This is a genomic window from Plebeiibacterium marinum (assembly GCF_026013615.1).
Lineage (GTDB): Bacteria > Bacteroidota > Bacteroidia > Bacteroidales > Marinilabiliaceae > Saccharicrinis > Saccharicrinis marinus_A.
Genome location: NZ_JAPDPI010000031.1, coordinates 18,123 through 29,625, shown reverse-complemented (window position 1 = coordinate 29,625; position 11,503 = coordinate 18,123). Strand labels below are relative to the sequence as shown.

The following is an 11,503-nucleotide window of genomic DNA, read 5'->3' as shown; positions in this document are numbered from 1 at the left end:
ACAAATATAATGAACACATCAAGAAGAATTTATTTGCCACCACTTAGTATTGTGGGGCCTGGCTCTTTAAAAGAACTTGAAGAAGAGTTTAAATCAAGAGGTTTTAAAAAGGCATTGTTAGTAACCGATAATATGTTGGTTGAAATCGGTCTTGCCTCTCAGGTTGAGGATATTTTAAAGGCTGCAAGCCTTGAATATGTTGTTTACAGTGATGTAAAACAAAACCCAACTGTAGAAAATGTAAATGAAGGGCTGAAAGTTCTTAAAGACAATGGTTGTGACTGCATCGTGACTTTAGGTGGGGGGTCGCCTCAGGATTGTGGTAAGGCAATTGGTATTTTAGCAACAAATGGCGGATTTATTGAAGATTATGAAGGGATTCATGTTTCAAAAAAGAAATCCTTACCTATTATTGCAATTAATACAACAGCAGGTACAGCAAGTGAAATTACTATCAATTATGTAATTACCGATGAAGCGCGTAAGGTTAAGATGGTAATGGTAGATAAGAATTGCCTGGTAGATATTGCTGTAAACGATCCTTTGTTGATGCTTAATAAGCCTGCAGCATTAACGGCTGCAACGGGTATGGATGCATTAACGCATGCTATTGAGGCTTATGTTACAGCAGGTGCTTATGAATGGTCGGATACATTGGCCCTTAAAGCAGTTAAACTGATTGGTGAAAGCCTGAGGGATGCTGTTAAAGATGGTAAAAATGTTGAGGCAAGAAGTAAAATGGCCTGGGGGCAGTTTATTGCAGGACAGGCATTTTCCAATTGTGGTCTTGGTTATGTTCACTCTATGGCTCATCAGTTAGGTGGATTTTACAATTTGCCTCATGGAGTGTGTAATGCAGTTTTACTTCCGTTTGTGGAAGAGTTTAATGCAGATGCTTGTGGCGATAAGTTCAGGGATATTGCAGAAGCACTTGGTGAAGATACCACTGGGATGAGTACAGAAGAGGCCAACAAAGCAGCAATTAATGCCATCAAAAAATTATCTTCAGATGTTGGAATTCCAAGTGGGCTAAAGGAATTGGGCGTTGATGAAAAGGATATTGAGTTGATGTCGAAAAATGCATTGTTGGATGTTTGTGCAGGGGGTAACCCAAAACAAGTAACCCTTGAAGATACAATCAATATTTATAAAGCAGCGCTTTAATTTAAAAAGGATTTTTTTATCTATATGAAACGAGCACGAGAAAAGGTTTCTCCATTGAGAATGATTGGCTTTTGCGAGTTTTATGTGGCAACAAAAAGCAATAGATAAACACATGAAACAGTTAGATGTTAAGTTGATGCACCCAAGGGTGCAAATCACTAAAGTGATTAGTAGGATTTATAAAAATGGAATGACAACTACTTCGGGTGGTAATATTTCCATTAAGGATGAAAATGGTGATATCTGGGTTACTCCTTCTGCAGTAGACAAAGGTACTTTAACAGAAAAGGATATCATCTGTGTAAAAAAGGATGGAACAATAATTGGTGATCACAAACCATCTTCGGAGTATCCTTTTCATAAGGCGATATACGATGTCCGTCCGGATATAACAGCGGTTATTCATGCTCATCCGCCTGCATTAGTGTCTTTTAGTATTGTAAGAGACATTCCAAACACAAACATCATTCCTCAGGCAAAAGATATTTGTGGAGAGATTGGATATGCTCCTTATGGAATGCCAGGAAGTGAAGAGCTTGGTGTAAAGATTGCTGCTCAATTTGAAGGTACTGAAACGATGGCTATCATTATGGAAAATCATGGTACTGTTTTAGGCGGTACTGACATGATGGATGCTTATACGCGTTTTGAAACCTTAGAATTTTGTGCGAGAACTATCATTAATGCAAAAACAATTGGTGAGCCAGTAATGCTTACTGATGAGCAAATTAAAGAATTTCAGGACCAGATTCCTTATGATATTGAGCGTAATGATACAGGTTCTTATCCTCCGGAAGAAAGAGAAATTCGTCAAAATATTTGCGATATCGTAAGGCGTGCTTGCGACCAGGGATTAATGATTAGTTCTTATGGTACAGTTTCGGTACGATGGAAAGATAATGATTTCTTAATCACGCCTCCTGATGTAGCTCGCTGGGATATTACTCCGGAAGATATTGTTCAGATTAAAGGTGGTAAAGCAGAGCCTGGAAAAACTCCTAGCCGCTCTGTTTCTTTGCATCAGAAAATCTATGAAATGAATCCTCATATTAACTCTATAATCCTTACTCAGCCTCCGTATTTGATGGCTTATGGAACTACCGGAGTTAAATTTGATGTAAGAACTATTCCTGAAAGCTGGATTTTCTTGCAAGATGTTCCTTGTTTGGAATTTGGTACTCATTTTACAGGAAATGATACTATTCCAAAATTATTGAGTGAATCGGTTCCATCGGTACTGGTTGCTAATGATTCTTTTATTGTTACAGGTGATAAGCTGCTACAAACCTTTGATAGGTTAGAGGTTGCTGAGTTTAGTGCCAAGTCGCTTGTTATGGGAGCTCCGCTTGGTAAGCTATTCCCGATTAATGATGAACAAGTTGAGGCTCTAAGGAAAAAATTTCTGGGCTAAATCAGTTCTTAATTATATTATAGTTTGTAGAGGTGGGCTTATTAGTCCACCTTTTTTTTATATGGGCAAGTTGCTGATTTTGTTTAGAATGTGCCATAGAGTCCATAGTCGTTTGTGTTGCAATATACCTGGCTGTAAAAAGAAAATCCTTCCTTGTTGGTTTCCATTTTCCTGTCGAGGCGCAGGATGGGATGCCCCGGGGGAACATTGAAGAATTCCTGAATTCTTTCGTCTGCCGAAATTGCCAATAGCTTTTGTTCTCCGCCAACTACTTCAATCTGGTAAGCTGTTCGCATGATGCCAAATAAGGAGCGATTCTCAAAATTTCTGCTTGTAAAGCGCGGGATATTTATGTTGGGTATTAAAGTGATGTCATAAAACACCGGTTGCTTGTTGATAATCCTTAATCGCTCTAATCTGTAGCATCCAACTTCCTTTTCTATTTCTTGTAAAGGGAAGCCAAAAGCATCATCCTCCCATTGTGTTAAATGGGGTTTGATTATTATTTTGGTTTGTAGGTTTTCTTTTCCGATGGCAGATGTTGTTCCGGATAGTGACAAAATACCAACTCCCTGTGGCTGGCCTTGCACTATACTTCCCTTGCCTTGTTTTTTTCTGATATATCCTTCATGCACTAATCTGTCTAAGGCTTTTCTTACAGTAGGGCGTGTTACGTGATGCGAGGTGCAGAGTTCGTTTTCAGAAGGGAGTATGTCCCCCTTTGAATAGATCCCATCTGTAATGTGTTTGCGTAACATCTCGTATAGAATTTTGTATGGAGGCAGTTCTTTTTTTGTTGTCATGATATTTTGTGTTTTTGTAAAGATAAGTAAAATAAGGTGTATATACAAGTCACATGTAAATGTGTTTAAAATGTAGAAAATGAGCAAATAAGCTAAAAAGATTAAATTAACTTGTAAATACAAGTTGGTAAAATTAATTTTGGAATAAACATTAAAAAGAATATGGCTACAGTTGTAATAATGCCCCGACAAGGGCAGTCCGTTGAATCATGTATTTTTACCGAATGGTTCAAGCAAGTAGGAGATGAAGTTAAAAAGGGCGAACCTTTGTTTGCTTATGAAACAGATAAGGCTTCTTTTGAAGAAGAAGCTGCTGAGGATGGTATATTATTAGGTGTTTTTTGTGAAGAAGGTGATGAAATCCCTGTATTGCAAAATATTGCTGTAATAGGTCAGCCCGGTGAAAATATTGATGAGTTTATGGCAGATGGATCTTCCGGTACTCAACCTGAAGCTCCGTTAGAAGAGGAGGCTATTTCAGCATCGCCAAATGTTGAATCTTCAGAAGTATCAGAGGAGGTTGTTGTTCAGGTTAAAGAACAGGGTGTTTCTGGAGACGTAAAGATTTCACCCAGGGCTAAAAAGTTGGCAGAGAAAGAAGCTGTGCCATACCAAAATCTGGTAGGTACCGGCCCTGAAGGCAGGGTAATAGAGCGTGATGTTACTGCTTATATTAATTCTAAGCCAAAAATGACTCCATTGGCAAAAGAAGTTGCAAAGGAAGAAGGTTTGCAGACTGTGGAGCAAGGATCAGGTTTGGGAGGTGCTGTAAAAGCCGCCGACCTTACATCGTCAAACCCTGTGTATTCTGAGGACTTTGAAATCAAGAAGTTGCCGAATATCCGAAAATTGATAGCAAAAGCAATGCATACTTCATTGCAAAACTCAGCTCAGTTAACCCACCATCTGGGTGCGGATGCACGTCGTTTGTTAGAATTGAGAAAGCAAGTAAAAGCGACAGAAGGAGCTCCAAATATTACCATTAATGATATGGTATGTATGGCAGTAATTAAAGCATTAAAACAATTTCCTGATGCAAATGCTCACTTTTTGGGCGATAGTGTTAAGTATTTTAATAAAGTACATTTAGGTTTGGCAGTTGATACTGATCGTGGTTTAATGGTTCCTGTAATCAAAAATGCAGATGACCTTTCCATAACTGGCCTGTCTAATCAATTTAAAGAAGTGGCACAGTCATGTCGCCAGGGAAGTATAGATCCTGAATTGTTATCATCTGAGGCAGCGTCATTTACTGTTTCTAACCTTGGAAATTATGGTGTTGAGATGTTTACTCCGGTGATCAACCTTCCTCAGGTTGCTATTTTGGGGGTTAATACTATTGTGCCAAGGCCTGCAGACCTGGGAGGAGGGGCTTATGGTTTTGTTCCGTATATGGGATTGAGCCTTACTTATGATCATCAGGCGCTGGATGGCGGACTGGCAACCAGATTTCTGAAACAGATAGCAATAGAAATAGAAAACCTGGAAATAGATTTTTAATCCTATAGTAAATATATATGTACGATTTAGCAATAATAGGTGGAGGTCCTGGTGGCTATGTTGCCGCAGAAAGAGCCGGAGCCAAAGGGTTGAAAGTGATTCTTTTTGAAAAAAAGGAATTGGGAGGAGTTTGTTTAAATGAAGGTTGTATGCCAACCAAAACACTTTTGTATAGTGCAAAAATATATGATAGCGCCAAAGGTGGTGGGAAATACGGAGTGAATGCCAACGATTTGAGCTTTGACTTTGGTGCAATGATGTCAAGAAAGCAAAAAGTTGTGAAGAAGTTGGTTGGTGGAGTAGGTGCCAAAATGAAGATGTTTAACGTAGAAACCGTAATGGCTTCTGCATATATAAAAGGTCGTTCACAACAAGGAATAATTATAGAGTCGGAAGGTAAAGAAATAAATACTTCTAATTTATTGATATGTACCGGTTCTGAAGCATTTATACCACCTATTCCTGGTTTGGACCAAGCAGGTGATGTAATCCTTACCAATAGAGAAATCCTTGAGCTTCAGCAAAAGCCCGAGTCGTTGGTCATTATAGGAGGCGGTGTGATAGGGATGGAATTCGCCAGCTTTTTTAACAGCCTGGGAACAAAAGTGACGGTAGTAGAAATGCTTGATGAGATTCTAACAGGTATGGATGTGGAGCAAAGTGCCATGTTGCGTCAGGTTTATGCGAAAAAAGGAATTGATTTTAATCTCTCATCCAAGGTTGTGAAAGTGGACGGTGGTAATGTTACTTTTGAAAAGGACGGGAAATCAACTACTGTGTCGGGAGAAAAGATATTGGTTAGCGTAGGCAGGCGACCGGTAACTTCAGGTTTTGGACTGGAGAACCTGGGAGTTGAGCTGTTTAAAGGAGGAATTAAAGTAGACAATAAAATGCGTACTAATATTCCCAATGTTTATGCAGCTGGTGATGTAACCGGCTTTTCATTGTTGGCCCATACAGCAAGCCGTGAGGGTGAAGTTGTAGTAAATAATCTATCAGGACGCGAAGATCAGATGCGTTACAATGCAATACCTGGTGTAGTATATACCAATCCTGAAATTGCAGGAGTGGGACTTACTGAAGAAGCTGCAAAAGCAAAGGGTATTGAATATAAAGTTGCTAAACTACCTATGGCATATGCCGGACGTTTTATCGCTGAAAATGAAGGAGGTTCCGGCTTGTGTAAAGTGTTGGTAGGTGCAAAGTATGGCGAAGTTTTAGGAGTTCATATGTTGGGCAACCCTTCCAGTGAAATGATATACGGAGCCTGTATGGCTATTGAGGCTGAAATGACCCTGAAAGAGATGGAAGAGGTTGTGTTTCCACATCCTACCGTGTCTGAAATTTTTAAGGAGACAGTATTTAGTTTTGGACACTGATACATGTTGAAATATAGAGAGTTGTTAATCAAAAAATAATAATGAAAGAAGATGACCTTGAATTGCAGGTGTTGATTTTAAAGTTTGATCTGAAATAAAACACCTGATATGTTCCCGTCTGATCGTGCAACAGGCAGGTTATCTCTAATCTAAAATCTTATAAAAAATGCCAAAGTCACAATTTATTGATCCAAAAATGGTAAGAAAAGCCAGTAAAGTGGAATTTAAGGATATTCCGGTTAATCAATATGATAAAACAATCGAAGAAGAAAAGGTAAATTTCACAAAAGAGCAGCTGGTTGATATATATCATGATATGGCTCTTATTCGAGAGTTTGAGACGATGTTAAACCTGATCAAAATCAGGGGAGAATATGAGGGTATAGAGTATAACCACCCGGGACCGGCTCACCTTTCTATAGGGCAGGAGTCAGCTGCTGTTGGGATGGCTTATCATTTGGGAGTAGAAGACTTTATTTTTGGTTCTCACCGTTCTCATGGTGAAATTTTAGCGAAAGGCATGTCTGCTATTCATAAGCTTGATGATGAGGCTTTAATGGAGGTTATGAAAACCTTTTTTGATGGTACTATTTTAGATATTGTTTCTAAAAAACATACAGGTGACCTTAAATCCTTAGCGCGTCGTTTTTTAATTTATGGGACTTTAGCAGAGATTTTTGCACGGGAAACTGGCTTTAATAAAGGTTTAGGTGGTTCAATGCATGCTTTCTTTACGCCCTTTGGAGTGTACCCAAACAATGCAATAGTTGGTGGATCAGGGGATATTGCTGTTGGTGCAGCGTTGTTTAAAAAAGTGAACCAGAAGGATGGTATTGTTGTGGCTAATATTGGAGATGCATCCATGGCTTGTGGCCCTGTTTGGGAAGGAATGGTGTTTTCTGCAATGGATCAGTTTGAGCAGTTGTGGGAAGGTGCCTATAAGGGAGGATTGCCTATCATCTTTAATATAATGAACAACCAATATGGTATGGGTGGACAAACCTGTGGCGAAACCATGGGATACGATATTGCAGCCCGTATTGGTGCCGGTATAAACCGGGATAGCATGCATGCAGAAAGGGTGGATGGTTATAACCCATTGGCAGTTATTGATGCCTATAAACGTAAAATGGAATTGTTGAAAGAGAAGAAAGGTCCTGTTTTACTGGATGTTCTTACCTATCGTTACAGTGGCCACTCTCCTTCAGATGCATCTTCATACCGTAGTAAGGAAGAAATTGAGGCATGGGAAGAGCAAGATTGTATTGTTTCTTATGGTAAGGAGCTTATTAAGGCAGGAATTGCAACACAACAAGAGCTTGATGATATAAAGGCTGATATTACAGAGTTGATGAAATATTCAATGACTTTGGCCATTGACGATGAAGTTTCTCCAAGGATGGATTTAATTAAGCATCCGGAATTGCTTGGGGAAATGATGTTTTCGGAGGGGAGTGTAGATAAAATGGAAGACCGCCCGGTTGAGGTGAATCATCCAATGGAAGAGAATCCTCGCGTGCAACAAATTGCTAAAAAAGAGCGTTTTGCTTTTGATAATAATGGAAAACAATTCTCAAAAATTAAGCAATACCAGCTCAGGGATGGTTTGTTTGAGGCTATTGCGGATCGTTTCTATAAAGACCCTACTCTGGTAGCTTATGGTGAAGAAAACCGCGACTGGGGAGGTGCTTTTGCTGTATATCGTGGATTAACAGAAGCCTTGCCTTATCAGCGTTTGTTTAACTCACCAATTTCAGAGGCTTCAATAATTGGTACAGCCATTGGTTATGCCATGTGTGGAGGACGTGTAATTCCGGAAATTATGTATTGCGATTTCCTTGGCAGATGTGGTGATGAAGTGTTTAACCAATTGCCTAAATGGCAGGCCATGTCGGGTAATGTAATTAAAATGCCAGTTGTTATTCGTGTGTCAGTAGGATCAAAATATGGTGCACAGCACTCTCAGGATTGGTCATCGTTGGTGGCACATATCCCTGGTTTAAAAGTTTGTTTCCCTGCCACTCCGTACGATGCAAAAGGTTTGATGAACTCTGCATTGCAGGGAACAGATCCGGTAATATTTTTTGAAAGCCAGCGAATTTATGATATTGGTGAACAATTCCATGAAGGAGGTGTACCGGAAGGATATTACGAAATACCGTTTGGGGAACCTGATGTTAAGAAAGAAGGAAAGGATATTACCATATTATCTATTGGTGCTACAGTTTATCGTGCATTGGAGGCAGCTAAAGAATTAGAAGAAAAATATGGCATGTCGGCCGAAGTGATTGATGCCCGGAGTATTGTGCCATTCAACTATGAGCCTGTTATCGAATCGTTAAAGAAAACAGGACGTATCTTGTTAACCAGTGATGCCAATGAAAGGGGGTCTTTCTTGAAAGATATGGCTCAGCGAATCACAGAGCTGGCGTTTGATGAACTGGATGCGCCTCCAGTAGTAGTGGGTTCGCGTAACTGGATCACTCCGGCTTATGAATTGGAAGAATTCTTTTTCCCTTGTAAGGAATGGATGATTGATGCTATTCATGAGAAAATTGTACCGCTTAAAGGTCATGTAGTATCTGGTAATTTTACAAATGCCGAAATTATCAGGCGGAGTAAACTAGGTATATAGTCTCTGCGATAAAACTATATAGTCAATTTTATATATCAGTAATAAAAATGAATGCAAAAGCAGGTTATCCCAATGTAGTTTAATACGATTGTTGCTGTTGACAACAGAGGAAATTCTTAGGAATTTTCTGGATACAAATACCTATGATCCAATAAGGGCGCTTTGTTTATAAAGCGCCCGCTTATCTTGCAAAAGTTAGTTGTTAAATCCCCTTTTAAAATCAATGAAAAATATGTCTACAATATCCGAAAATACAGATGTGACATCTCCGTGGAAAGAACCCAAAGGTGCTAAAATACTTAACGTTAATGCCCATGTTCATACTCCTTATTCGTTTAGTGCATTTAAAAATATCACTGAAATTTTCCAGTTGGCAAATGAGCAAGATGTAAAAGTTTTAGGGATTAATGATTTTTATTCTACTGATGGTTACGAAGAGTTTAGCCAAAGGGCAGGAGAGTTTAAAATATTCCCCCTTTTTAATATTGAGTTTATCGGTGTAAACCAAAAAGACAAGGAAAAAGGATTAAGACTGAATGATCCGGGTAACCCGGGAAGAGTTTATATGTCGGGTAAAGGACTCAATTATCCTCCTAAACTGGATGAACCCTATGCAAGCCAGGTTAATGAGATTAAACAAGAAGTGATTAAGCGGGTTAGCCAGATGCTTGATAAAACAAATATTTTGTTATCGGAAATTGGTTCAGACATCAAGCTTTGCATGGATGAAATTTTTGAAAAGTATGCTGTTGATTTAGTAAGGGAAAGACATGTTGCCAAAGCGCTACGAATAAAGGTATTTGAGAAATTTGTTTCGGTTCAGGAGCGAACTGAATTTTTTAAGAAATTGTATGATGGGCAAATGCCGGGTGCAGACCTGGAAAGTAACGTAAGTGTAGAAAATGAAATTAGGAATATGCTTTTTAAAGCAGGTAAAAAGGCCTTTGTTGAGGAAGGAGCCAAAGCCTTTTTGCCCATTAAGCTTATTAAAGAAATTATACTTAATGCCGGGGGAATCCCAACTTATCCATTGTTGGCTGACGACGCAAAGGGTGACTATACCGCTTTTGAAAGAGATAAAGAAGTGTTGTTGAAAGAATTGAAGGATAGGAATGTTCATTCAGTAGAGTTTATTCCAAATAGAAATAATTTAGATTTGCTGAAGGAATATGCCATGTTTTTCTGGAAAAATGGGGTGTTGGTAACTTTTGGTACGGAACACAATTCGCCTGATATGATACCAATGAAGGTGGAAACAAGGGGCGGTGTAGATTTAGATGATGAGTTAAAATCGCTGTCTTATCAAGGTGCCTGTGTGGTAGCGGCACATCAGTATTTAAAGTCAAAAGGACAAGAGGGGTACGTAAAAGAAAATGGAGAAAGAAATGGAGACAGTTTGCAACCTTTTGTTGAAATTGGGCATGAAGTGATCACAAAATTTATACAATAGAATTGAGATATGACATTCGATAAAAAAATAGTTGAAATACTTCCGGCACTTCGTATGATATTGTCTGAAGAAATAGTTAAAGTGGCCAGGCTATCAGTTGATGCAGATGCATCAATTGCTTGTGTAAGTGTGGAGGTTGAAGGGCATCAGGAAAGTGATATTGAAAATATAAAGAGTGCTATTGCCAAGTATAAAGCGTCAGAGGGAAAGCTTCCAGGTATTATTAACCTGAAAGGTGTTGGAGTGGTTGCGGTTGCCAATACTCCATATCAGGCGGATATCTTGTTACAGGGTGAAGAGGTTGTAGATATAAAGAATGAAGGCCGGGTTGCAGGGAAAACTGCGATAATAACAGGTGGAGCGCAAGGCTTTGGAGGAGGATTGGTTGAAGGCATGTTTAAGGATGGTTGTAATATAGTTATAGCCGACTTGAATGAGGAAAAGGGAAAGGAATTTGCACAAACTCTGAATAATATGGGAAAACCAAATCAGGCAGTTTTTGTAAAGGTGGATGTTTCAGATGCGGAGTCGGTACAGCAGTTGATATTTGAAGCAGTTTGTGCTTTTGGTGGGTTTGATGTTTTTATATCCAATGCCGGGGTACTCCGGGCAGGAGGATTGGATGAAATGACTCCGGAGACATTTGATTTTATGACAAAGGTAAACTATAGCGGTTATTTTAATTGTGCTAAATACGCCTCGTCGGTGCTGAAGCTTCAAACGGCTAACAGAATTGGTTATTATGGAGACATTATTCAGATTAACTCTAAGTCGGGTTTAAAGGGAAGTAACAGGAATTTTGCATATGCAGGAGGTAAGTTTGGGGGTATAGGTCTAACACAGTCTTTTGCCCTGGAGTTAATGCCCTCTAGGGTAAAAGTTAATTCTATATGTCCGGGTAATTTCTTTGATGGCCCTTTGTGGAGTGATCCTGAAAAGGGGTTGTTTGTGCAGTACTTGAATGCTGGTAAAGTAAAAGGAGCTGAAACAATTGAGGATGTAAAAGCCTTTTATGAAGCTCAGGTGCCTGCCGGAAGGGGTTGTACGGTAATTGATGTATTACGTGCTGTCTATTATATTATGGAGCAGGAGTATGAAACAGGACAGGCTGTTCCTGTTACAGGTGGACAAGAGATGTTGAAATAGAAATGGTAAGCAAGC

8 protein-coding genes are annotated in these 11,503 nt (G+C 39.3%); 7 read left to right on the top strand and 1 reads right to left on the bottom strand.

Going from position 1 to position 11,503, the window contains the following annotated elements; genetic code table 11:
* Positions 1-9: 9 nt before the first annotated feature.
* Together OM074_RS14575 and OM074_RS14570 are read left to right on the top strand one after the other, a co-directional pair.
* Positions 10-1,164, top strand: coding sequence for an iron-containing alcohol dehydrogenase (locus tag OM074_RS14575; RefSeq protein WP_301200710.1), 1,155 nt, complete (start codon positions 10-12; stop codon positions 1,162-1,164).
* A gap of 112 nt (positions 1,165-1,276) precedes the next feature.
* Positions 1,277-2,575 (top strand): class II aldolase/adducin family protein, encoded by a 1,299-nt coding sequence (locus OM074_RS14570; RefSeq protein ID WP_301200708.1) that lies wholly within the window; start codon positions 1,277-1,279, stop codon positions 2,573-2,575.
* An 83-nt stretch (positions 2,576-2,658) separates the two neighbouring features.
* On the opposite strand, the gene OM074_RS14565 is transcribed toward OM074_RS14570, so the two are convergent.
* Positions 2,659-3,378 carry a GntR family transcriptional regulator gene (locus tag OM074_RS14565; protein ID WP_301200707.1) on the bottom strand — a complete coding sequence of 240 codons (720 nt, stop codon included), beginning with the start codon at positions 3,376-3,378 and terminating at the stop codon, positions 2,659-2,661.
* A 162-nt stretch (positions 3,379-3,540) separates the two neighbouring features.
* Here OM074_RS14565 and OM074_RS14560 point away from each other — a divergent pair, with 162 nt between their 5' ends.
* From OM074_RS14560 to OM074_RS14540, 5 genes are all read left to right on the top strand, one after another.
* A complete protein-coding gene (locus tag OM074_RS14560; protein ID WP_301200705.1) occupies positions 3,541-4,878 on the top strand; it encodes a dihydrolipoamide acetyltransferase family protein in 1,338 nt (445 codons plus the stop codon).
* A 17-nt stretch (positions 4,879-4,895) separates the two neighbouring features.
* Entirely contained in the window at positions 4,896-6,257 is a 1,362-nt protein-coding gene (gene lpdA / locus OM074_RS14555) for a dihydrolipoyl dehydrogenase (RefSeq protein ID WP_301200703.1), read from the top strand.
* 166 nt (positions 6,258-6,423) lie between these two features.
* A complete protein-coding gene (locus OM074_RS14550; RefSeq protein ID WP_301200701.1) occupies positions 6,424-8,892 on the top strand; it encodes an alpha-ketoacid dehydrogenase subunit alpha/beta in 2,469 nt (822 codons plus the stop codon).
* A gap of 232 nt (positions 8,893-9,124) precedes the next feature.
* Complete coding sequence (locus OM074_RS14545) at positions 9,125-10,342, top strand: PHP domain-containing protein (protein WP_301200700.1); 1,218 nt, start codon at positions 9,125-9,127, stop codon at positions 10,340-10,342.
* Between the two features lie 9 nt (positions 10,343-10,351).
* Positions 10,352-11,488 (top strand): SDR family NAD(P)-dependent oxidoreductase, encoded by a 1,137-nt coding sequence (locus OM074_RS14540; protein ID WP_301200698.1) that lies wholly within the window; start codon positions 10,352-10,354, stop codon positions 11,486-11,488.
* Positions 11,489-11,503: the final 15 nt, after the last annotated feature.

Coding starts and splice junctions, on each gene's coding strand:
- OM074_RS14575 (WP_301200710.1), top strand. CDS start 10: ATGAACACATCAAGAAGAATTTATTTGCCACCACTTAGTATTGTGGGG.
- OM074_RS14570 (WP_301200708.1), top strand. CDS start 1,277: ATGAAACAGTTAGATGTTAAGTTGATGCACCCAAGGGTGCAAATCACT.
- OM074_RS14565 (WP_301200707.1), bottom strand. CDS start 3,378: ATGACAACAAAAAAAGAACTGCCTCCATACAAAATTCTATACGAGATG.
- OM074_RS14560 (WP_301200705.1), top strand. CDS start 3,541: ATGGCTACAGTTGTAATAATGCCCCGACAAGGGCAGTCCGTTGAATCA.
- lpdA (WP_301200703.1), top strand. CDS start 4,896: ATGTACGATTTAGCAATAATAGGTGGAGGTCCTGGTGGCTATGTTGCC.
- OM074_RS14550 (WP_301200701.1), top strand. CDS start 6,424: ATGCCAAAGTCACAATTTATTGATCCAAAAATGGTAAGAAAAGCCAGT.
- OM074_RS14545 (WP_301200700.1), top strand. CDS start 9,125: ATGTCTACAATATCCGAAAATACAGATGTGACATCTCCGTGGAAAGAA.
- OM074_RS14540 (WP_301200698.1), top strand. CDS start 10,352: ATGACATTCGATAAAAAAATAGTTGAAATACTTCCGGCACTTCGTATG.